Here is a 22405-nt window from a genome sequence, read left to right as displayed (position 1 = left end):
CTTACCGTGACCATTTCTACGTCCAGACCAAATAACTGTTTTGGTTCAAGTGAGAGTGGTAAAGATAGTGAAACATCAGCATCAACATCCTGTAATACAACAAGCGGAACGGTGATGCTGGTCATCTCTTTTAATAATGAACCCGGTCCATGCACCATGACTTTGGTTGGGTCAACTGTAATATCCCCTACCAGCATATAGCCCAAAGCAGGCGCAATATTGGCCTGCACCTTCACATTCAATTCCTTACTGGTCATGGATTCGACACTAACCCAGACTGATTCCGGCTCAACAATGTGGATCAGATCCAGTGAATAGTCTCGAGGCAGAATAAATTGATCGGGGTGTTCAGTAAAATAATCGTTAAGGTAATAAACCTGGGTATTCTTCGTTTTCACAAGATCTAAAACCAGACCTGTTTCGGACAGAGGCATGGTCATATTAGCCCAGAGCAACGTATGCCCCTTTCCTCGAAATTTGGCAGTGACCAGTTCGGGGATCTCATTATTGAAGGCTTTTTCATCGGATAGACCTTTGATACGCAGTGGGATCTCAATATCAAAATAATATTCAATATCCGTCGCCACAAAGAACCACAATAAAATAGCCAGGAACAAGGAACCTAGTTTGATCTGAATATCACGCGTAAAAAGCTTCTTTAACATCTGGTCAATATAATTAGTAATCGTGAATTAGGAAACGGAACGAAGGCGATTGAGAGAAGTGTTTAGAGTTGTCTAATACCAATTGATTTTCAAGCCACGCACGTCGCGTCTTCGCGAGAGAGTGTAATGATCACGGCGATCTCCCGAATTAAGGGATGAAGGGTTGGAATTTATCCATTATAGCAACTGTGTAGATGGATTGCAACCCCATCCGCTTTGGATTACCAGGACCAGCGAGTGGTTTGGGGGGATAAAAAAGCGATGCACCAAATAGAATTGGTGCATCGCCATATTATTCAGATCGCATAAGTGAAGCGACCCTGCTGGAGGTGATCTAAAGAGCGTTTATTTTTGCTCTTCTTCTTCACCAGCTGCCTCTGGAGCCTCTTCGACTTCAACAGGTGCCTCGGCTTCAGGGGTTTCTTTACCTTCAGCAACTGCTTCGGCTTCAGGAGCTTCTTTAACTTCTGCAACTGCCTCGGCTTCAGGAGCTTCTTCACTTTCAGCATCCTTTTTAGACTTGGGTGCTGCTTTTGCCGCTGCCGGTTTTTTCTTTTTAGGAGCAGCCGCTTTCTTGGCAGGTTTTTTTACAGTCTTTACTTCAGCTGCTTCCTCTGCCTCGCGGATCTGGTTGACGATAGAGTCCGGGATCTGGAGCTTATCGCTAACATCATCCTGACCGCGGATGAACTCATCAATCTCTGCCCGTTCTTTATCCTTGATAGCCGCTTCATGGCTGACCACAACTTTTTTCTCAGTTGCATCAACTTCAACGACCTTTACTTCAACTTCAGCATCAACTTCGAACTTATCCAGGATATCCTTGCGTTCATTTTTGCGGAAACTACCAAGTAGAATAATTCCTTCTACATCAGTATCAGCAAAACCAAGGATGACACCCTTTTCAAGCAATTTGATGACCGTACCTTTTTGAACCGAGTTAATGGCAAAGCGGTTTTTCAGCTCAGGCCAGGGGTTTTCTTGGGCTTGCTTGATCCCAAGCGATATTTTCCGTTCACTCTGAGAAATATCAAGAATCTTAACATCGATCTTATCACCACGATTAACGATCTCTTTTGGATGACGAACCTTGCTGGTCCAGGACAGATCTGAGATATGCACAAGACCATCAATGCCTTCTTCAAGTTCGATAAATGCACCAAACTGAGCCAGGTTGCGAACAGTCCCTTCGTGGACGGATCCAACCAGGTATTTTTCTTCTATTGTGGTCCAGGGATCGGGCTGCAATTGCTTAACACCAAGAGAGATCTTATGGTTTTCAGCGTCAACAGACAGAACAGCAGCATCGATCTCATCACCAACGGTAAAGACATCAGAAGGATGTTTGATGTGTTGAGTCCAGGATATCTCTGAGATATGAACGAGACCCTCTACACCAGCAGTGAGTTCAATAAAAGCACCGTAGTTAGCCAGACTGACTACCTTGCCTTTTACAACAGTCCCTTCTGGGTACTTCTCAACAACACTTTCCCATGGATGCGGTTTCAGCTGTTTTAAACCCAGAGAAACCCGTTGTTTGGCTGTATCATAATCAATGACTTTTACTATAATATCTTCATCCAGTCCAACTACTTCAGAAGGATGATTTACGCGACCCCATGAGAGGTCAGTAATATGTAGCAGACCATCGATGCCACCCAGATCCACAAAAACACCAAAATCTGTGATATTCTTGATCCGGCCTTCTAGAATTTGTCCGACCTCAATCTCTTCAAGCAACTTACTACGCTGTTCTTTGAGACTCTCTTCGAGCAATTCTTTACGGGAGACAACTATATTTTTACGAAACTCATTGACCTTAACGATCTTGAATTCGAAAGATTTTCCAACATACGCGTCAAAATCCCTGATGGGTCGCACGTCCAGCTGAGAACCAGGCAAGAAGGCATCAACTCCCAGGATATTGACAACCATGCCACCTTTGATCCGGCGAGAGATAGTTCCCTCAACAGTTTCACCATCGGCATATTTTTGTTTAACATTATCCCAAACGCGCATGAATTCAGCTTTACGTTTGGACAAAACAGCCTGCCCAACCTTGTCCTCGATGCGTTCCAGGAATAGCTCTATTGAATCACCAACTTGTGGTATTTCATCCTCATCAAATTCATGACGAGCCACAACTCCTTCGGATTTGAATCCAAAGTCAACCATGATCTCGCGATCACCTACAGATATGATACGACCCTGAACCAATGACTGCTGATCCAGATCGATAACTGCGTGATCCAGAAGATCCTGGTAGGCAACCGATTCTTTGCTTAAGACTTCCTGCTCTTCCGGTAATTCATCTTTCTTCAAGACTTTAATACTGGCAAAAAGATCGTTCATCAATGCCCGTTTACCCTGGGACATGTCCTTAGCTTCAGGGGCAGATTTTTCGTCTTCGACAGGAGTTTCAGCGACAGGTTCTTCTGCAACTGTTTCTTCAAGCTTTGCTGCTTCAGCAGGGGCTTCAACTACAGGCTCTTCACCTACTGTTTCTTCAACCTTTGTTTCTTCAGCAGGAGCTTCAACTACAGGCTCTTCACCTACTGCTTCTTCAACCTTTGCTGCTTCAGCGAGGGCTTCAACTACAGGCTCTTCACCTACTGCTTCTTCAACCTTTGTTTCTTCAGCAGGGGCTTCAATTCCAGGCGCTTCACCTACTGCTTCTTCAACCTTTGCTGCTTCAGCAGGGGCTTCACTAGCAGTGTCTATCGTTTCCTCGGCGGGCGTCATCTCGACGGCGTCTTGGGATTCAGCAGATACCTCAATCGCTTCACCAGTCGTTTCAACAGGTGTTTCTTCACTTGCTTCGACTTTAGCATCCATGTCTTGTTTCTTGGTCATTAAGTTTCCTCCGTTTGACTTCGCTGTCTCCACCTTGGAGACAATAAATTCTATTTGATCTTCGATACTTAATTCGGTGGTATCGAGTGTAATTGCATCTTCAGCCGCTTTCATGGGAGCGAGTTCACGTTGGGCATTGTGCTCATCTCTGGCCAGAATTTCTGCGCTAAGCTCCTCAAGTGATTTTTCAACTCCCTGCTGATGAAAGTCCTTCTGCCGACGTTGGGCGCGAACCATGATATCGGCAATCATATAAATCTTGATCTCGGCATCAGGAAAAACCACTGTCCCAATATCACGACCTTCAAGAACAACATCGTGAGCTTCTGCCACATCATGCTGAAGTCCCAACAAACGTTGCCTGACACACGCCAGCGCGCTGACATCTGCCACCAACTCGGTAACTTCAGGGGAACGAATCTGATCTCCCAGCAATTCTCCATCAAGGAAAAGATCCTGCGAATTGCCTGTAAATTCGACTCTAAGATCTAGTGTGTCCAATATATCTTGCAGCTTATCAGTTTGAGCGAGATCACCTTTTTCATTGATTATCTTTAGAGTGATCGCCCGGTACATGGCACCTGTATCGATGTGCCGAAATCCCAGACGTTCAGCTACTCCATGAGCAGTTGAGCTTTTCCCGGAAGCGGCAGGACCATCAATAGCAATGATCATATTTCAAATACCGTAATTATTGACAATATGTTATCTAGCCCTTCCAAAGCGGCGCAATATAGCTGACGGCATAGGCCAACACAACCCCGAAGAGCGGACCTAAATAATTGAATTTTATGTAGAATAATGGAGTGAAAATTGTCGAGGCAGATCACTGACCTGCCTCGACTAAATCGTTATTTAATACGGTAACCCATGTCTTCGTATTCCAGGATCCAATTGACGATCAGACCAATATCCATTCTCCGGGTACCACCCAGAAAACGTCTATTTCTGAAATAATATGAGCTGTAATCCTGCTTGGTCTCTTTTTCCATATCCGCGTGAAGATCCACCAGGCGCTGTTGCCATTTTTCCATATTGGCCACGCGCAAATCCAGCCAACCATCGCTGGTCCATTTATTAATATTTTCAGCATTTATGTCAAGAACTGTACGCCCTTCGAAATTTGGTACTGACATATCAGGTCCGCGGAGAAAGGTTTTTCCATCTACGAGCAGAATGGGGGTTCCGACTGAGAGAATGGTTGCCCGCAGCTCCTGATTTTCCTGTATCTCACGCTCCATCTGGGCAGCCAATTCTACCGGATCTGCTTCTATAACAGCTTTGATAGTACCCTTAAGACGTTTTAGAAGATAAACCTCGTATAACAATTTGGTTAATCTGGGCGGTCCCAATAATTCGAAAGCAACGCTGTCTTTACCGGTTTCTTCTTCCAGGGCTTTCATCTTTTCCAGGGCATCCTTGCGAATTACACCGGCACGGTATGATGGTGCCAGAACCGACCCATCCAGACTGGAAATAATATCATTACCTGTGTTACCTCCCTTGAGCTCCAACAAAGTCAGGTCGGCTATTTCCTCAGGGGTCACAAACTCCATCTGTCCTTCACCAGTTAAAACCGAGAACTCACCTGCTGAGAAATACCCATTTTCTCCGGCATCAATATACACCGACTCCAGATACTCATTCCCAAGCCGCTCCCAGGTTTCCTCCGGTGCTTTGACCAACTCAACACCAAGAAGCGTGTTCACACCTGGCAAGGCATCATACAGCGGAATGTGACTACCACGCCGTACTACTTTCCCATAACCAATCTTTTTCCAGGCAATAGCTGCTGTGGGTTTGATCTCCTTAATCACAGGAGCATTGGGAGTACGCCCCAACAGCCAGAGCAACATGGTTTGAGCGCCTGCCAGGGAAGATTTACTCATGAGCATTTTGGAGGGTTTGTCCTCTGAATGAGTGTAGGGAATATTAAAGCCCATGCCACCTGTTCCACTGGTGCCCACTTTTAAATACAGGATGGTCTCAGCCTGTCGCATACTCTCGATCAAGATCTGAACGTGACGAATGAGTTGCGGGATATAGAGGGTGGAGATGATCTTTTCTACGGTTTCGATCAGGTCATCGCTGGAGTCCTTCCCCTTGCGGATCTGATTGATCTCAGCCCGAAGTTCTGCCACGATCTGATAGACATTCTGATAGGCAAACACTGTGGCAGTATTGATGCAATCAATGAGGATCTGTGGTTTGTAAGTATCCATAACCTGAAATAATTGAGAACTCTGAACGACATCACTTCCAAGATCGTCATAGATATCATGGATCAACAGGTCAACCTGCTCTGGATTTGAATAGATATCAGCCTTGGGTATACCGGATAGCTCATCCCGCACAAAAAGATCACCATGCACTGCAAAAATTTTCGTGCCATGATTCAAGGGATGCTCTTCCAGAATGACTCGTATCTCATTCGCTTCATGTTCGCGCAGTGAAGTAACGACAATCTCTGAAGGTTGCTCTTCCAATAACTGCTTTGCAATGGCAGAGCCAACCAGGCCCCAACCACCAAATATCATGACTCGTTTACCCTTGATATCCATGCGCTAATTCCTTCAATTTTGTGATCTCTGAGCTTGACAATTCCCGGAACTTTCCCGCGGCAAGGTCATCCACTCTTAAAAATGCAAATTGCTCTCGGTGTAGTTTGATCACCTTGTGTCCAAGAGCCATAAAAATTCTTTTGATCTCGCGTTTGCGTCCTTCTCTCAATACCAGTCTTACATCGGTAAACCGATCAGAATAACTGTGATTTAGAACCTCGGCAATTGCTGGGGTCTTAGCTTCAATATTTATGCCAAGAGGCAAGCGCGCCAGATCAGCCTGACTGACCTGTCCCAACACGCGTACTGTATAGGTTTTGGGGATTTGAAACTTGGGATGGGTCAAGCGGTAGGCCAGTTCACCATCATTGATCACCAGAATTGCCCCGGTTGTATCATAATCCAGGCGACCCACCGGATAGACTCGTTCCCGATCCGGTAAAAGATCTATTATAGTCCTTCGACCAAAAGGATCGTTGGTGGTGGTGATCACGCCGGCTGGTTTATTGAGCAAGTAATAATGATAGCGGGGTTCTAATCGAATAGTCTTTCCCTGGAACACTACTTCATCCCGGTCTGGATCGATCCGAACGGCCGGGTTTTGCTCCACCTGACCATTCACGGTAATTAAGTTTTTCTGGATAAGTTCATCGCAAACCCGTCGAGACCCCAGTCCAGCCATAGCCAGAAAGCGATTAAAACGAATAAGCTCTGAGGGATTATCTGTCATTGTCATCATATTCGTAGAGATGTGTCAATGCTACATCTCACCAGCACATCTTTTTAAACCAGTTCGCCTGGATCTTCGCTGAGAATATCTTCAACTTCGCGAAGTTTGGGCAGATCCCTGACAGTCTTCAATCCAAAATACTGCAGAAACTCAGTACTGGTTCGATAGAGCAGTGCTCGACCCTGACCATCTTCACGACCTCTGATCTCTAACAATTTCCGATCTAAAAGGGTTCTTAGTGATGAGTCCGAACTGACACCTCGAATGGCTTCAATATCATTCCGGGTAACGGGTTGTCGATAACTCACAATTGCCAGGGTTTCCAGGGCAGCTTGGGATAGGCGGAGTTTACCGGCCTTGGAGAAGAGTCCTTTGATATAGTACTCAAACTCAGCTTTGGTAACCAATTGAAAGCCGCCAGCTACTTCCTTGATAAAAAAGGCCCGATCAGAAGCCGAATATTCACTTTGTAGCACATCGATGATCTCCTGGAGCTGTACTTCCACCGCGTTCTCCCCCAGACAAGCCCTAAAACGGGCTTCAGTTAAAGGATCAGGTGTTGCGATCAGCAGAGCTTCAACGATCTGTTTTAACTCATTAATTTCCAAATTTTGCACCTCGTGATAGAAGTAGATCATCAAATAATGCTGTTTGCTTCACCTTGATCTGTCGGCTGCGCAGCATCTCCAGGATAGCCAGAAAGGTTACAACAATAATCAGTCGTGATTCAAACTTATTCAGCATATTTGAAAAACTAAGGTTCGTATTTGCCCGAAGCAAGCCATCAACAAAGCCAATCTGCTCGGCCATTGTTACTTCTTCAACAGCAACTGAATGAGTGACCGGCTCTTCGTAATTCTTGAGCAGATATTGAAAGGTTAACATAATATCGTATAACTTCACATCTTCAAGAATAGCAGTTTGATCTTCCTGTTGCGGATCCCAGGCAGACGGAATATGATAATAGTGTGGCCGTTCATTGCGTTCAATACCCTCCAACGCACTGGCAGCTTCCTTATAACGTTTATACTCAAGGAGCATATTCATCAGCTCAGAACGTGGATCTTCGATCTCTTCATCACCATCAGCCTCTATGGGTAGTAACATGCGTGCTTTGATCTTCATAAGCGTAGCAGCCATCAGTACAAAGTCGCCGGCAGAATGCAGCTTAAGCTCTTTCGCCAGCTTTACATAGTCAAGAAAATCTCTGGTGATCTGGGCAATGGGGATATCATAAATATTCAATTCGTCACGTTTGATGAGGAATAGCAGCAGATCCAGGGGACCTTCAAACATTTCCAGATCAATACGATGTGACCGAAGGATCATTTAGCGCGTCCGGGTGCCACAAACCCCAGCTTGCGATAGACCTTACTTAATGTCCTGGTGGCCATATAGCGAGCCCGATTAGCACCTTCATCCAGGATGCCGGTTAAATAGCCCTTTTCAGCCACGATCTTATTGTAGCGTTGTTGAAAAGGCTCCAGAAAGCCCACCAATGAATCAGCTAACTCTCCCTTGAAGACCCTGTACTGTTGACCGCTGAATTGACTGGCAACGGCTTCAATGCTTACGTCATTCAGTATTGAATAGATGGTCAACAAATTCCCGATGCCCGGGTTATTGACCGACTCCGGCGTGATCTCCCTGGCGGAATCAGTAACGGCTCGTTTGATCTTACGCCTGAGAACATCCGGTGGATCGAGCAAAGCGATAAAATTATTTTCATTGCTGTCAGATTTTGACATCTTTTTAGCCGGTTCCTGGAGACTCATGATACGGGCACCTGCCTTGGGGATGAAAGGTTCAGGAACCTTAAATGTCGGGCTGTATGTATTATTAAACCGATTGGCAATATCTCGAGTGAGTTCCAGATGCTGCTTCTGATCTGCCCCGACTGGCACCAGATCCGATTGGTACAACAGTATATCAGCTGCCATCAGAGCGGGATAAGTGTATAGACCGGCATTAATATTATCCTGATGTCGCTGAGACTTATCCTTAAACTGGGTCATACGGTTCAGCTCACCCATATAGGTATAACAATTCAGCACCCAGGCAAGCTCAGCATGTTGGGGAACATGGGACTGTATGAAAATGACATTCTCTTCAGGATCGATCCCGGCTGCCAGATACTGAGCAGCAAAAGAGAGACAGCGGTTACGTAGATCAGCCGGTTTCTGCCTGACCGTAATAGCATGCATATCCACAACAATAAATATCCCGAGATAGTCCTGTTGCAGGTTTACCCAGTTACGCATGGCACCCACATAATTCCCCAGGGCAAGTTGGCCGGAGGGTTGAATACCTGAAAGTAGAATTGGTTTTTTTACTTTTTGTGCTTCGTTCATAATAATGGTTTCTAATGCTAAAGGATGCGGGTAGCCTTGGTAAAGATTCCGGCATATCTTTTAATAAAAAGTTCCTGGTGCTGCGGGTTAAGACTGTTCAGTTTTACAAAACCTGATGCGTGGATAAAATCTCCATCTCCCAGTGAAATCGCAACGTGAGTGATATGACCTGGTCTTTCTGAGAAGAAAAGCAGATCACCTACTTGCCAGGATTTGTAATCTCCTTCTATCAGGGTACCCTTTTCGGCTTGTAAATAGGCGTCCCGCGGCAATTGGAGTCCGTTAAGGGCAAAGCAAGTTTGAGTAAAGCCTGAACAATCAAAACCTTTGGGAGAGCGTCCACCCCAAAAATATTGGATCCCCAGGAAACCAAAGGCAGTCTGAATCAGTTGCTCGATATCTACTGAATTCACCAGCTGGCGGGGATGATTTTCCATCCAACCGGATTGACCATCAGGAAGCAGGACTTGAATCCAGCCAGGCTGCCTTTTCAAAACGGGTAGGCCAGACAGTATGGTCATGTCGCGAACCGTTGTAGAATTTCGATCCGGGCTCTGATAGATCCAATTTAATTGATCGGCCGGATAATAGGTTTCATGATCCGTCCAGTGGTCAGGCTTTTCAACCAGGAACGAACGGGATACCCAACCCTCATACTGATCTTCCTGGCGAACCCGAACCCAATCATCCTGTTCCTCAAGAATCTCAAGCGTCTCTGCTAAATGAGTTTGGGAAATAGTCTCTGATCCATATGTTGCTTTTTTATATACAAAAGCAATACTGACATTAGTTAATAATTTGGCTGTCAATATATCCCTCCTTTGCGATGCGGAATTTAATCGGTGAAACAGGTGAAACAAGGTTTGCACAGACCATTTATGCCAATTGAACTTCAAGGCGGGCCTATTAATTCTTTAAGAGAATTTGTTTGCCCTCTATCGGGCTTTGCAGTAAATAGTCGCCATGTCAGAGGATCATTTCAAAACCATTGTCCTTTTTTTCCAGCTGTGTGATTATGGTGTTTTTCCTCTATATGTTAATGGCCACCGCTAATTATTAATTTGTAATTTTTGTTATTGAATATGGATCCACTGGCACTTTCATCTGCAAAACAACGACTGCTTGAACAACTACAACACTCATGTACAGAGCTGAACAACGCCACTTCTTCCCGTATTATTCGCTGTAAGGTAGAAGTTGAAAGTGGGGCGGCCATGCAGTGGCTCGCCTGTCAGCCCGCTCCAGTAAAAACCTATTGGGCCAATCGAAACCAGGAATTCAAGATGGCCGGTGTTGGTATCGCTCATGAAATATCCGGGCAGGTGCTGCCTGATCTGGAAAGTCTTTTTAGTGAGTTACACGTTTTACTGGATGCCCGATATCCGGATCTCTGTTACTACGGCGGGTTCCAATTCGAGAGAGATACCAAAGTCGCTCCGGAGTGGAGTAGTTTTGGTGCCTACCGGTTCATTATACCCCAATTTGAGATCCACCGTTCACCATCGGGAACCTTTCTGGTCTGCAATTATCATTATCAGGTCAACCATGATAACAGCCTGGATGAGTTAATTGAAAAATTGGATGAGCTCCAATTTGAAGTAACCTTAAGCGAATGGGGTGAGCGCGCTATCCTGCATCGCCAGGATGTTCCGGATAAAAACACCTGGACCAACTCTATCACAACTGCATTGGCCGATATGGATCAGGGGAAGTATGAGAAGGTGGTTTTGGCTCGAAAAGCTACTTTAACCTTCAGTGACCCGGTTGATCCGACTGCTTATCTGCTTCGATTAAGGCGAATGTCAGAAGAGACTTTTAACTTTTACTTCCAAACTGATCAAGATCACGCTTTCCTGGGAGCTACTCCCGAGCGGCTGTTCAAAAGGCAGGGTCGGTTGATCCGTACTGAGGCAATTGCAGGGACACGTCCCCGGGGAAAAACCACCCGCGATGATCAACGTTACACCAAAGCTTTACTCAATTCTGACAAGGAATTACGTGAACATGCCATCGTGGTTGATGCCATCGGAAGCGTCCTGGAACAGCGTTGTGAAGAACTTACAGTTGACGAAGATGTTCAGATCACCCGTCTCTCTCATGTCCAACACCTCTGCAAACATTTTTCGGGTAAGCTTGATATAGATACAAATGACGCGGATCTCATTAACGATCTACACCCCACTCCGGCAATGGGTGGTTTTCCCACTGCTATTGCCCTGGAGGCCATCGAATCTCTGGAGCCTTTCAAGCGGGGTTGGTATGCGGCACCGATCGGTTTTGTTGGCTATGATCACACCGAATTTGTGGTTGGCATTCGCTCAGCTCTCATCGAACAGGAACGGGTCTCGTTGTATTCCGGAGCTGGTATCGTTCCAGGATCTGATCCCGACGAAGAATGGCAGGAGATCGAGGATAAGATCAGTAAATTCCTGAAAGCCCTGGATTTATAAGCCCCTCTGTGAACAATTGAATAGCGAACAAGGATTGCAGAATGTCGAAGTCATTAACTTCGGAGTTCAATATTCATTATTCGATATTCGACGACTTCCTGCTTCGCACCTTGAGCAACGTCAGATCGTCAGAACTATAGATCATTTTTCAAACTAGCTGAACAATCGATTCCAAATGTCAGGGTTCCGCATTGTCCAGAATGGCCATTCTGATTAGATTGGTGTGATGTACACGATCAATGAAGAACAAATTGGGGAGCTTCACTCCGTATGACAACCAACCTGGCTATCAGTGAATGGATCATTGAAGAACTGATCGGTTTGGATGCCACCCGGTTTGTGATTTCTCCAGGCTCTCGATCAACACCGCTTACTGTTGCTGTCGCTCGCAATCCCCAGGCAAAAACGACTACCCATTTTGATGAACGCGGAGCAGCTTTTTTTGCTCTGGGTCATGCGAAAGCCACTGGAAAACCAGCGGTTCTTATCTGTACATCAGGGACAGCAGTAGCCAATTATTTCCCGGCAGTGGTGGAAGCCTCCATGGATAATATTCCCCTGATCATTTTGAGTGCAGATCGCCCCCCTGAGTTGATTGGCGTCGGAGCAAACCAGGCTATTTTTCAGGATAACATCTACGGTAATTATCCTCGTTTATTCAAAAATTTAGAGCCACCCAGATCAAACACTGACTCTGAGCAAGTTTCGACCCTTGTAACAGAACTTTATCATGCTGCAACTGGTTCAAGACCTGGACCAGTACACTTGAATTGCCAATTTCGGGAACCCTTGTTGCCTGCATTGACTGACAACCCCGATCATACAGATATCCCAACGAAAACGGATGGGTTAAACTTCGAAAAAACTGAGCACGTGGAACATGCTGTTAAAGGTGAGAGCCAACCAACACCGCACCCTCCTTTACCTGTAGAGCAACTGGAGTTGATCACAAAGCAGATCATGGATTGTCCAAAAGGACTCATCATCGTTGGACGCTCAGTAGATGCTCAGTATGAGAAAGCTATCCTGAATCTTGCTGAATCCCTTAACTGGCCCATTTTCCCTGATGTTCAATCCAGACTTCGCTTCACCCAACATCCTGATCTGATCAATCATTTCGACCTGGTCCTTCTGAAAGATGAGATGAACGCGGAAAAACCTGACATGGTGATCCATTTGGGTGGACCCTATACTTCAAAACGGTTATTGACGTATCTTAATGATTCAGACAGTTATTATATCTCAGTCAGGAAAACACCAGAACAGATAGATCCAAATCATCAAGTTGATCTGGTTCTTCAGATGGATGTGGGTGAATTCTGTATATCCATTGATACAGAGAATAATAATGAGGGTTGGATCAAATCCTGGAATAAAGCTGAAGCCCAAGTTTCCAAAATCATCCAGGACCAATTTGATCAAGACGAGACATTAAGTGAACCTGGCATTAGCTACCAACTATCAAGATCGATTTCCAATAACCATGACCTGATGGTAGCCAATAGTATGGCCGTTCGGGAGATGGAAATGTTTGGTGCTTTGAACAAGTTCGGAGGTCGTATTTTCGCCAACCGGGGAGCCAGCGGGATTGATGGATTATGTGCTACAGCAGCTGGGTTCCAGGCTGGTTCAGGTAAAGCGCTGACCCTGTTAATTGGTGACCTGGCAATCCTCCATGACCTGAACTCATTGTCATTAATATCAAAGTCCAAACACCCCATTATCATTGTACTGATCAACAATGACGGGGGTGGCATTTTCAGCTTTCTGCCCGTTCGATCGGAGACTGATATTTTCGAGTCCTTCTTTGGAACTCCTCATGGCTGGACCTTTGACAAGGTGGCCGGGATGTTTGCCCTTGAATATGCGAAACCAAAGGACTTGATCGATTTCCAACAGGTCTACTCAGCAAGTCTCACGGGAGATAGATCAATGATCATTGAAATCCAGACGGATCGTGCTCAAAACCACCTGAACCATCAGGCTATCTTCAAAGCTATCCGTGAGTCCTGATACCTCGAATTTAAACTGGTATTTACAGGTTTCCGGCAATTCAACCGGACTCCCTCTTCTCTGGCTGCATGGCTTTATGGGGTCATCCGATGACTGGAGGACCCTGGTGAACGAACATTTCAGAGAATACTGTAATATCCTGGTGGACCTGCCCGGTCATGGACATACTTACCTACCCGAAAACTTGGAATACCCCGAGCTATTAGAGCGACTCAAACAGCAACTTTCTCTGGCCGGCTATCAATCTTTTGTTCCCATCGGATACTCCATGGGTGGCCGATTCGCCCTGCACCTTCAACAACACTTTCCCGAGAGTATCCCAGCATTGGTTGGTTTATCCACAGCACCTGGATTGAAAACAGCGCAGGAACGTCAGCAACGCATAAATTCAGACACAGAGCTAATGCATCGCTTGGATCGTGTGGGGTTCACCACCTTTCTGAAAGAGTGGTATGAGCTTCCCTTATTTCAATCCATTTATAAAAATGATAAGCAGATCTTCTGGTTAATGACCACCCGCTCTGATAATGACCCTGAACAGTTGAGTAGAGCTCTCCAACACCTGGGTAGCGGGTCTCTGCCATCACTGTGGGGGAGTTTACCTGACATGGAGCTCCCGATACTTTTGCTCAGTGGCGCTCTAGATCAAAAGTATAGTGAATTGAATCATGAAATGGCAACCCAATTGCCGCATGCTCAACACCAGATATTGGATGGTGGAGATCATGCCTTTCATTTGGAAAAACCATTGGAAACTGCCCATCTGATAAAGCAATTTCTGCGCGAAACAATTGAAGGAGAGTAATGTGACATCAATAAAATGGGAAACAGCTGGTGAATTCACCGACATCCGCTATCAAAAATATAATGGAATAGCCAAAGTTACCATCAACAGACCGGAAAAACGCAACGCGTTTCGTCCCCTGACCGTCCAGGAAATGATCAAAGCTTTTGAAGATGCCCGTGAAGATCCAAAGATCGGGGTGGTCATCCTCACGGGAGCAGGTAAAAAAGCCTTTTGTTCTGGAGGAGATCAATCCATTCGAGGTGATACCGGCTACAAAGATGGCGAGGGAGTTCACCGCTTAAACGTCCTGGATCTACAGCGCCAGATTCGCACTTTGCCAAAACCAGTTATCGCCATGGTTGCCGGGTACTCCATTGGGGGTGGTCATGTCCTGCACCTGGTCTGTGATCTGACCATTGCAGCAGATAATGCGATCTTTGGCCAGACCGGTCCCAAGGTTGGATCATTCGATGGTGGCTATGGATCCAGCTATATGGCTCGCATCGTGGGTCAGAAAAAAGCCCGTGAAATCTGGTATCTCTGCAAACAGTACAGCGCTCAAGAGGCATTGGATATGGGTCTTGTTAATACCGTGGTCCCCTATGCTGATCTGGAAACTGAGACGGTGGCCTGGGCTGAAAGAATTCTGGAACACTCCCCCCTGTCCATCCGTCTGCTGAAATCTGCCTTCAATGCAGATGTTGACGGACAGACCGGTCTTCAGGAACTGGCCGGAAACGCTACCTTGCTTTACTATATGTCTGAAGAAGCTCAGGAAGGTCGCAATGCCTACAATGAAAAGCGTAAACCTGATTTTAAGAAATACCCATGGAGACCGTAGGAGCCTATCGTCTGACGGTCCAAAAAACTTACCGAGAGAAATCGCTGACGTGTTTTACTGGGGTGATCACTGAGCCTGGTCGAAGGGTTCTCAGTTTCTTTATGCAGGGACATCAACTATTTATGCCGCTTAAACGATTAACTATTTTTCACTCTTATATCCCAGGGTCAAGTAGCGAAGCTTTGTGCCGACCTGAAGGATTCGAGAAGGCATGAGAACGACTGGAATTGGACTATGGATCCAGGCGGCTCGCCCCTGGACGCTGGGAGTGGCTATCTCCCCCATCCTGATGGGAACAATTATCGCCCATACAGAAGGTGGAATTCGGTGGCCGGCTGCTCTGGCTGCATTTTTGGGAGGGATTCTGATCCAGATCGGAACCAATCTGGCCAACGATTATTTTGATTTTAAAAAAGGAGCTGACACGGCTACGCGGATCGGTCCCCAGCGCGTTACCCAGGCAGGGTTGGTTGCTCCTGAAACCGTTCGCAATGGCTTTATCGCTTGTTTTGGGATTGCTTTTCTCGTCGGGATATATCTGGTTTATGTGGGTGGATGGCCCATTGTGATCATCGGTCTTCTGGCGCTCCTTTTTGGTGTGATCTATACTGGAGGTCCTTTTCCCCTGGCCTATCATGGATTAGCAGAATTACCTGCATTTCTATTTTTCGGTCCCATTGCCAGTGCCACCACAACCTATGTCCAGATCGGCAGCTGGAGTTCGGCAGCGATCATAGCCGGTACTTCAGCCGGGTTTTTCTCCATGGCTTTGTTATCCATCAATAATCTGAGAGACTATCAGGAGGATCGAACAGTAGGTAAGCATACTCTGGTAGCTGTTTTTGGCAGAGACTTCGGAGTATATGAGTATGGATTATCAATACTGGCTGCAACTTTAGCCCCCCTGACCCTGATCCTTCTGACACCGGAACACAGCCTGGTCGGACTCACTTCGTTGACAGGTTTTATGGCTTTATACGCAGTACGAATAACAGCAAACTATGAGGAGCCCAAAGAGTTACTGGCTGTTTTAAAGATGACTGCTAAATTACAAGCGATTTTCACGATCATCTTTGCTGTCACATGGGTCATTTAAAACTGGTCAGATGAATATGGGAATGAATGCACCAAATTTTGCCGGAATCAGGCTAGCACCTCAATTTCAGAATGTTTCGCTGGAGTTGAGATCAGCCCGTCTGTATAAATTCAGCCTGCCCCTGAAGCATGAATTAGAGCTCAAGCATACCACGCTGAAATATAGAGAGGGCCTTATACTGATCTTAACGGATACATCTGGTCATGTTGGTTTTGGCGAGATCAGCCCACTACCGGGTTACAGCCGTGAAACGATTGAAACTGCAGTTTACAAGACCACCATGCTGGTTGACAGAATTATTAATTTCGGTGAATTCACCTCACACCAATACTCACGGGCTAACCTCAATTGGGAAAAACGGACAGCTCCATCAGTTGTCTATTTTGGTATTGAAACTGCCTTGCTGGCTCTGTTGGCAAACGCCAGGAGCATATCGCTGGGAGCAATGCTGTATGGGCATTCCAGCAACAAGATCCCCATCAACGGCTTGATCAGAAGTTCAATATCCCACTGGGTGCCGGAAGCCGATTATTTAATAAATGAGGGCTATTCGACTCTCAAGATCAAAGTTGGCCGGATTAATCCGATCCTGGAAGCGCGAGGAATCCAGGAAATTCGACAATTCGCTGGTCCGGGTATTAAACTAAGGCTTGATGCGAATCGTTCATGGGATCTAGAAACAGCACTTGAATTTGGAAAAATAGTAGCTTCAGAAAATATTGAATATATCGAAGAACCTATCGAAAACCCGGCTGATCTGCCTCGTTTCTATGATGGCTGTGGGGTTCACTTTGCTTTTGATGAGACCCTTCACAATATTTCTGATCCTACCATCTCTTTTGATTCCTATACCGGGTTAAAAGCCCTTGTATTAAAGCCAACTCTGATCGGTTGCACTGCCCGGTTTATCAGTTTGGTCAACCAGGCTAAAGACCAAAATATATTACCGGTTCTGTCTTCCAGCTATGAGAGTGATGTAGGCTTGGCCGCCTTGGCACAGTTGGCTGGTTCCATCACGGGAGAAGACCTGGCAGTGGGTCTGGACACCCGGTCAGCACTGACTTCTGGAACGGTTAAAAAACCTTCATCCATTCAAAATGGCTGGATGCCTGTACGCACCCTGACTACCCAGGATCTGGATCTCAGTTCTTGTGAATTGCTCTATCAAAGCTAAGTCCTGGTTGCAGAGACTACCGAGCTCATAACGATATGATCTTCTAAGTGATCTAAATGAATCCTTCAATCACTCATCCCCTGCTCAATGCCGCCAAAAACTTTTCACACCATACAGCGTTGATCACTGACCGGCTTTCACTCAGTTACAGCGAACTATTAGAAAGAGCTCAGCTTGTGCTCGGTAATCTGGTTAAAAGGGGTCTCAAGTCGGGAGACATAATAGTCCTGGATCAGAATTCGCAAGATGCAATGCTGGTGATCCTCTGGGCCTGTTCTCTGGGAAACTATATTGCTTTTCCTGTGAATACTCGTTTTCCAAAAACTGCTCTGCTTAAAATATTTTCTGAGATACAGCCCACTCTGATCATTTCCCAGCGGCAACTGGTATCTGAATTGAGTATCTCCTATGAAGCCCTTATAGGATCCAATGCAGATCCAATAACCGTGGAAATTGCAGGATATGATGCCACAGCAGGAGCAAGCCTGCTCATGACCTCCGGCTCCAGCGGATCATCCAAGATCGTTCAACATAGTCATCACAATCACTGGTCAAGTGCCTTAGGTTCAAACAGGAACATCGCACTGAAACCAGGAGATAAGTGGCTGCTTACACTGCCCCTTTATCATGTCGGGGGTCTTTCGATCCTGTACCGAACGGCGCAGGCCGGAGCTGCCATTGTCGTATCAACCGCAGCAAGTACGACTCTGAAAAGCATCTCAAATAAGGAGATAACCCATATCTCATTGGTCGCTGTTCAGCTACAACGCATACTTGATGAACCAGGAGCCGCCAGGATTCTCCGCCAAATGCAAGCTATCCTGTTGGGCGGAAGTGCACTTCCCAAAACGCTTATTCAAAATGCACTGGATCTGGGATTACCCATTCTGGTCACTTACGGCTCGACTGAAATGGCTTCGCAGATCACAACCACCAGCCCGGATGATCGATCGGCAGCACTCACCAATTCAGGAAAACTGTTGACTGGACGCGACCTGATCATTTCACATAAGGGAGAGATACTGGTCAAAGGACCAACCCTGGCGATGGGATATAGAGGGGGTAAGGGCCTGATTGATCTAAGAGATACTGATGGCTGGTTTCATACCACTGATGTTGGATATCTGGATGTTCAGGGTGCCTTAACTGTTACCGGACGAATTGACAGCCAGTTTATCTCAGGTGGTGAAAATATTCAACCGGAACACATCGAACTGGTACTGACCAATATTCCCGGTATCACACAGGCGCTGGTACTCGCTCAAAAAGATTCTGAATTCGGATTCCGACCAGTAGCCTATCTTCAAATAGATAAAGCAGCTCCAAACCTGGAAAATATCGTTGAGAGATTAAAGAGGACTCTACCTGCCTATATGATTCCTGTTGCATATTTCCTTATACCAGAGGAATTATTGGATGGGTCGCTCAAACTATCCCGTCTGGCTCTGTCAAAACACATTCTTGATAGAAACAAACCTTTGCACTCACTATCATAATCCTTATTTAGTCAGTATGAAGCATACTGTCACCCAATTGAAGAGCTCTCGCCTGGATTCATTTATCGCAAATCCACGCAAAGCAATTTGGACTTTGGGATTACCAGTTATGATGGGTATGGCAGTCCAGACTCTTTATAGCATTGTCGATATGTTGTTTGTGGCTCGTATTTCTGTGAATGCCATTGCTGCTTTGGCTTTTAACTTGCCACTATTCTGGTTGGCCATGGGCATCAGCTTCGGTCTTGGAACGGGTGTGACAGCTGTGATCGCTCGTTTCATTGGAGCCAAGGATCATGAGGCTGCAACCAATGTAGCCGAACATGGATTGGTATTGGGGCTGGTCTTTGGCGGATTTTTCAGCATAGGTGGGTTGATCTTCGGCGAAGAGATACTTTTGCTCCTGGGAACTCCGGAGAATCTGATAGTCGACACCTTGGATTATTTTCACGTGATTGCCGGCGGTTTCATCTTTATGATCACCGGAATTTTCCTGCGATCCATTTTCAGCGGAGAAGGCGATACAAAAACTCCTGTCAAGATCCAAATTACCAGCACGATTGTAAATATAATCCTGGATCCTATCTTGATCTTTGGGATGGATATGGGTATTCGTGGTGCGGCCTGGGCAACGGTTCTCAGTATGCTGGTGGCTGTAGCCATGTATTCGAGGGTCATCCTGATAAAAAAAGCAACCCTGCTTCAGCTCAATTTCAACGCCTTTAATTTAGACTTCAGCTACTTCAAGGATATCTTCAGGATCGGGTTACCCGCCTCTGTCTCCATGATCATCATGTCCATGGGTGGCGCTCTGTTCAATTGGATCCTGGTGCATTATTCGGCTGATGTTGTTGCGGGTTATCAGATCGCCGGCCGTCTGGATCAGATCTTCTTTCTCCCGGTTATGGCCATTGCCGGATCCCTGGTCACCTTGGTCGGTATGTTTTATGGTGCTCAACGTCCTGACCTGATCAAACAGGTGATCAAGGATGGCTTGCGTTATGGGATCATGATCGGTGTAGGTTCAGGTATTATCTTTTACCTCATTGCACCCTATGTCTTCCGAATATTTACCGATGATCCCGTCGTAAATGAGGTTGCCATTAGCATTATTCGAACCTTTGCACCTTTTTATTGGTTGATTGCCATTGGAATGATATCAGGTCGTTCCATGCAAGGACTGGGAACCGGAATCCCCTCCATGGTAACCACCGCTATCCGAGTAGCCCTGGTCAGTGGTCCACTGGCTTATTATTTTGCGGTTATTTTAGGGAAACCCTGTGAGTGGGTTTGGTACAGTTCTATCGTGGCAATTATCGTGGCAGCCAGTACCTCTCTTGTCTGGCTATCAATTCGTATCAGCAAGGTCAAGCAGTCTTTACAGTCCTCGCAAAGACGATGACACACTGACAGAATTACTTGGAACGCGCAAATGGAAGTGAATTGGCATTAAACCTTTTCGCACAACTCGATCAACACGCCGCCTGTGGATTTTGGGTGAATGAAAATGATTCGCATATTGTGGGCACCCATTTTGGGTTCCTCTTGCAGAAGGGTGATGCCCGCTCGCTTAAGCTTTACCACATAATCATCCAGCCCCTCCACTTCCAATGCAATATGATGGAGACCGGGACCTCTTTTGCTCAGAAATCTACCAACTGGTGAATTTTCTGACAGCGGCTCCAACATCTCGATACTGGACTCCCCCACTCCAAAGAAATGAGTTGTTACCCCTTCCCGTTCCACAGGTTCTGACCCTGTGTAGTCCAATCCCAGAATATCTTCATATAGAATTCGACTCTGTTCAGGATCATCTCCGGCGATCGCAATATGGCTGATCTTGTTAACTTTCATTGCGTTACTCCATATCTGACAGATGAGCCACGATTTGTTCAAGAAGCTGATTTACCTGCGAGGTGGAAATTGTATAGTGGTTCACCATCAATGAGAAGATGATGGGTTCCCCGGATTGGGTCCAGGTATATCCACTAAAAGCCCGCACATAACCAATAGTACCGGTCTTGGCCCGTACATTGCCCTCAGCACTGGTACCCAGAGTCAGCTTTCTGGGAGTTCCGAAAACACCGGCCAGCGGAAACGACTCGATGTAATACGATCGATAGGGATGATCCCACATCATCTGCAACAGGGAATTCGAAGTATTGGGAGATACCAGGTTATGACGGGATAATCCTGAACCATCCCGAAGCTTTAGATTACGAGTATCCATACCCAAAGAATCATAGAGGGCCATCTGAACTTTACGGCCTTCCCGGGATGACCCCTCTTTACCAAATTCTGCACCCAAGGTTTTTTGCAGGGTTTCAGCAATAAAATTTTGACTCGGACGATTCACTTTGCTGATAATATCAGACAGGGGATGAGAAAAATAGGTAAAGATCTTTGTTGTGGTGGAATAATTAAGCGAATCTGGCAGATCATCTGCATCTACAGGTTGCCCGCTTACCATGATCCCGGCTTCTTCGAGGCGTTCCTTCAATACATGGGCCGTATACAGGGTGGGATTATGAATGGTAATTGTTCTTTCAGTCTCACCCTTTTCAATCCGATAATCCCCTTCAAACCACCCATCATTGGTTCCCAGATCCCGACCATAATCCCATTCAGTAGCTGTGTCGCTGCTAACGGTCTTTAGGTCATTGCGTAAATTCATGTATGCCGTTTGAGGATGTGGTTCAATAATAACGGGGTTTCCAAGTTTCAACGAATCGGGAATTAGGGTGTAGTCGATATAATTTTCACTATAGGAAAGTCCTGATAATTGAGCCGCATAATAATAGACCTCATCATCCCAGGACCACCCATAACCCAGTGCTACATCGTCGAACACATCGTCATCTCCAATAATGTTACCCTGGATCTGAGTGATTCCCTGTGCTTTTAAAGAATCTACGAAGCGGACCATTACAGAATCATAGTTGTTATCATAAAAGCGCCAGGACCAGGAGGGGTCACCGCTTCCATTTATGATCAGGTCTCCTGAAAGCACGCCCTCTGTGTCGATGAAACCATTCGTTGCAAAATCAGTCTCGTAACGATATTGGGGACCCAGCAAACATAGTGCAGCGGCTGTCGTATACATCTTCATATTGGAAGCCGGCATAAACATTTTTGCGGTGTTCCGCTCGTAGATCACTTCCCCGGAATTTGCGTATTGGATTTTGACACCCCACCACCCCATCTCGGTAGCAGCCTGATTTAACAAAGTATCGATCTCAAAGGCAACCTGCTGTTGGGGAGTCCGTCTGAAAGCTTGTTTAGGGAATAATGTTGCTGTAGCGGGCGTTTGGGTGCTACAACCTAAGAATGCTATGAGGAATAGGCTACTCAATATTGTTTTATTAAAAGATCTCACAGTTGTCTCCAC

Annotated in this window: 18 protein-coding genes; 8 read left to right on the top strand and 10 right to left on the bottom strand. The window is 46.0% G+C overall.

Features of this window, described 5'->3' with window-relative positions; translation table 11 throughout:
* From U9Q77_08045 to U9Q77_08010, 8 genes are all read right to left on the bottom strand, one after another.
* A partial coding sequence (locus U9Q77_08045; protein ID MEA3287312.1) for a CdaR family protein occupies window positions 1-665 on the bottom strand: 665 nt, incomplete at its 3' end.
* A gap of 345 nt (window positions 666-1010) precedes the next feature.
* Window positions 1011-4193: a (d)CMP kinase gene (cmk, locus tag U9Q77_08040; protein MEA3287311.1), complete on the bottom strand. Its 3183-nt coding sequence runs from the start codon at window positions 4191-4193 to the stop codon at window positions 1011-1013.
* 176 nt (window positions 4194-4369) lie between these two features.
* Window positions 4370-6079 (bottom strand): short-chain dehydrogenase, encoded by a 1710-nt coding sequence (locus U9Q77_08035; protein ID MEA3287310.1) that lies wholly within the window; start codon window positions 6077-6079, stop codon window positions 4370-4372.
* A complete protein-coding gene (locus U9Q77_08030) occupies window positions 6063-6809 on the bottom strand; it encodes a pseudouridine synthase (GenBank protein MEA3287309.1) in 747 nt (248 codons plus the stop codon). Before U9Q77_08030 ends, U9Q77_08035 begins: the two co-directional genes overlap by 17 nt.
* A gap of 53 nt (window positions 6810-6862) precedes the next feature.
* On the bottom strand, window positions 6863-7417 hold the full coding sequence (gene scpB, locus U9Q77_08025; GenBank protein ID MEA3287308.1) for an SMC-Scp complex subunit ScpB: 555 nt from the start codon (window positions 7415-7417) through the stop codon (window positions 6863-6865).
* Window positions 7407-8138: a segregation/condensation protein A gene (locus U9Q77_08020; protein MEA3287307.1), complete on the bottom strand. Its 732-nt coding sequence runs from the start codon at window positions 8136-8138 to the stop codon at window positions 7407-7409. The genes scpB and U9Q77_08020 overlap by 11 nt, the downstream gene beginning before the upstream one ends.
* Window positions 8135-9160, bottom strand: coding sequence for a tryptophan--tRNA ligase (trpS, locus tag U9Q77_08015; GenBank protein ID MEA3287306.1), 1026 nt, complete (start codon window positions 9158-9160; stop codon window positions 8135-8137). Before trpS ends, U9Q77_08020 begins: the two co-directional genes overlap by 4 nt.
* A 17-nt stretch (window positions 9161-9177) precedes the next feature.
* The gene (locus U9Q77_08010; protein ID MEA3287305.1) at window positions 9178-9969 is read right to left on the bottom strand and encodes an SH3 domain-containing C40 family peptidase; all 792 of its coding nucleotides are present in this window, start codon (window positions 9967-9969) and stop codon (window positions 9178-9180) included.
* A gap of 273 nt (window positions 9970-10242) precedes the next feature.
* Between U9Q77_08010 and U9Q77_08005 the strand changes: the two genes are divergently transcribed.
* From U9Q77_08005 to U9Q77_07970, 8 genes are all read left to right on the top strand, one after another.
* Window positions 10243-11610 (top strand): isochorismate synthase, encoded by a 1368-nt coding sequence (locus U9Q77_08005; GenBank protein ID MEA3287304.1) that lies wholly within the window; start codon window positions 10243-10245, stop codon window positions 11608-11610.
* Window positions 11611-11880: 270 nt separating this feature from the next.
* Window positions 11881-13623, top strand: a complete 1743-nt coding sequence (menD, locus tag U9Q77_08000; protein MEA3287303.1) for a 2-succinyl-5-enolpyruvyl-6-hydroxy-3-cyclohexene-1-carboxylic-acid synthase — start codon at window positions 11881-11883, stop codon at window positions 13621-13623.
* A complete protein-coding gene (gene menH / locus U9Q77_07995; protein MEA3287302.1) occupies window positions 13613-14428 on the top strand; it encodes a 2-succinyl-6-hydroxy-2,4-cyclohexadiene-1-carboxylate synthase in 816 nt (271 codons plus the stop codon). Before menD ends, menH begins: the two co-directional genes overlap by 11 nt.
* A 1-nt stretch (window position 14429) precedes the next feature.
* A complete protein-coding gene (gene menB, locus U9Q77_07990) occupies window positions 14430-15251 on the top strand; it encodes a 1,4-dihydroxy-2-naphthoyl-CoA synthase (protein MEA3287301.1) in 822 nt (273 codons plus the stop codon).
* Window positions 15252-15462: 211 nt separating this feature from the next.
* A complete protein-coding gene (locus tag U9Q77_07985) occupies window positions 15463-16347 on the top strand; it encodes a 1,4-dihydroxy-2-naphthoate polyprenyltransferase (protein MEA3287300.1) in 885 nt (294 codons plus the stop codon).
* Window positions 16348-16369: 22 nt separating this feature from the next.
* Window positions 16370-17521, top strand: coding sequence for an o-succinylbenzoate synthase (gene menC / locus U9Q77_07980; GenBank protein ID MEA3287299.1), 1152 nt, complete (start codon window positions 16370-16372; stop codon window positions 17519-17521).
* A gap of 56 nt (window positions 17522-17577) precedes the next feature.
* Entirely contained in the window at window positions 17578-19017 is a 1440-nt protein-coding gene (menE, locus tag U9Q77_07975; GenBank protein MEA3287298.1) for an o-succinylbenzoate--CoA ligase, read from the top strand.
* Window positions 18938-20419, top strand: a complete 1482-nt coding sequence (locus U9Q77_07970) for an MATE family efflux transporter (protein MEA3287297.1) — start codon at window positions 18938-18940, stop codon at window positions 20417-20419. Before menE ends, U9Q77_07970 begins: the two co-directional genes overlap by 80 nt.
* A 47-nt stretch (window positions 20420-20466) precedes the next feature.
* Here U9Q77_07970 and mce read toward each other — a convergent pair whose 3' ends face one another.
* The gene (gene mce / locus U9Q77_07965; protein MEA3287296.1) at window positions 20467-20871 is read right to left on the bottom strand and encodes a methylmalonyl-CoA epimerase; all 405 of its coding nucleotides are present in this window, start codon (window positions 20869-20871) and stop codon (window positions 20467-20469) included.
* A 4-nt stretch (window positions 20872-20875) separates the two neighbouring features.
* On the bottom strand, window positions 20876-22393 hold the full coding sequence (gene dacB / locus U9Q77_07960; protein ID MEA3287295.1) for a D-alanyl-D-alanine carboxypeptidase/D-alanyl-D-alanine-endopeptidase: 1518 nt from the start codon (window positions 22391-22393) through the stop codon (window positions 20876-20878).
* Window positions 22394-22405: the final 12 nt, after the last annotated feature.

This window comes from Candidatus Neomarinimicrobiota bacterium (assembly GCA_034716895.1).
GTDB lineage: Bacteria > Fidelibacterota > UBA8477 > UBA8477 > JABMPR01 > JABMPR01.
The sequence above is the reverse complement of the archived record's forward strand: the minus strand, read 5'-3'. Positions and strand labels throughout refer to the sequence as shown.

Excerpts from the sequence above, each read along its gene's own strand:
- cmk (MEA3287311.1), bottom strand. The coding sequence starts at position 4,193 with ATGATCATTGCTATTGATGGTCCTGCCGCTTCCGGGAAAAGCTCAACT.
- U9Q77_08035 (MEA3287310.1), bottom strand. The coding sequence starts at position 6,079 with ATGGATATCAAGGGTAAACGAGTCATGATATTTGGTGGTTGGGGCCTG.
- U9Q77_08030 (MEA3287309.1), bottom strand. The coding sequence starts at position 6,809 with ATGACAGATAATCCCTCAGAGCTTATTCGTTTTAATCGCTTTCTGGCT.
- U9Q77_08020 (MEA3287307.1), bottom strand. The coding sequence starts at position 8,138 with ATGATCCTTCGGTCACATCGTATTGATCTGGAAATGTTTGAAGGTCCC.
- trpS (MEA3287306.1), bottom strand. The coding sequence starts at position 9,160 with ATGAACGAAGCACAAAAAGTAAAAAAACCAATTCTACTTTCAGGTATT.
- U9Q77_08005 (MEA3287304.1), top strand. The coding sequence starts at position 10,243 with ATGGATCCACTGGCACTTTCATCTGCAAAACAACGACTGCTTGAACAA.
- menD (MEA3287303.1), top strand. The coding sequence starts at position 11,881 with ATGACAACCAACCTGGCTATCAGTGAATGGATCATTGAAGAACTGATC.
- U9Q77_07985 (MEA3287300.1), top strand. The coding sequence starts at position 15,463 with ATGAGAACGACTGGAATTGGACTATGGATCCAGGCGGCTCGCCCCTGG.
- menC (MEA3287299.1), top strand. The coding sequence starts at position 16,370 with ATGAATGCACCAAATTTTGCCGGAATCAGGCTAGCACCTCAATTTCAG.
- menE (MEA3287298.1), top strand. The coding sequence starts at position 17,578 with ATGAATCCTTCAATCACTCATCCCCTGCTCAATGCCGCCAAAAACTTT.
- U9Q77_07970 (MEA3287297.1), top strand. The coding sequence starts at position 18,938 with ATGGGTCGCTCAAACTATCCCGTCTGGCTCTGTCAAAACACATTCTTG.
- mce (MEA3287296.1), bottom strand. The coding sequence starts at position 20,871 with ATGAAAGTTAACAAGATCAGCCATATTGCGATCGCCGGAGATGATCCT.